Annotated in this window: 1 protein-coding gene; it reads right to left on the bottom strand. The window is 44.1% G+C overall.

Features of this window, described 5'->3' with window-relative positions:
* Nucleotides 1-467 (bottom strand): GAF domain-containing protein (locus tag R7Q46_RS27150; RefSeq protein ID WP_318078257.1); only part of this gene is annotated, 467 nt, incomplete at its 3' end.
* Nucleotides 468-703: the final 236 nt, after the last annotated feature.

The following is a 703-nucleotide window of genomic DNA, read 5'->3' on the forward strand; positions in this document are numbered from 1 at the left end:
GCTTGTTCCTTGGTATAAAAATGGGTTTGATGATGCGCGACGTTAAGCGTGCCCAAGCACATTTGACCATGCATCAGCGGCGCATCCATACACGTGCCCATACCGCTGGAGGTCAACATGACGCAATCTAGCTCGTCGGATTGAGAAACGTCGTCACAAATGATCAGTTGTTGGTTTTTGAACACACGCCCGACGAAGGCTTGATCAATCGGCACGAGAAAATCGGCAGGAAGCGCTTTATTGCCGGAAAAAGAGTAGACCTTGAGGTAGTCACTGTTTTCGTACAGCGTAATGCTGGTGCGGTCAGATTCAAAAATCCGATTGATCCATTCTGCGACAGTATCGAGCACCTGCTGTAACGTCTGTGATTGAGCCAAAAAGTGAACAAAGCCGATCGGTAAACATATTGGGCTTTCCATGTTTTGCGTCGACAAGTCATTTGGGTCAAAAGTTCTTTCAAGTCTCAATAGCCATCTCCCTAGACATTCCTCTAAATGTAAACAATAAGTAACACGCAGCTATTTTCAAGAAAAATACGTTCCTTTAACAGAGTATGGTTTATTTCTCGCCACTTGTGAGTGTCAGGTTGCTTAATGTGAGCTTGAACTCATGTCTAAACCGATAATTTTTATGCCTAATTAGCAAGAGGTGACCATTCGGTAAAGCGTAGCGAAGACAGCAAGAATAAGAGAGATTTGTTACG

It is taken from the genome of Vibrio sp. 811, assembly GCF_033339195.1.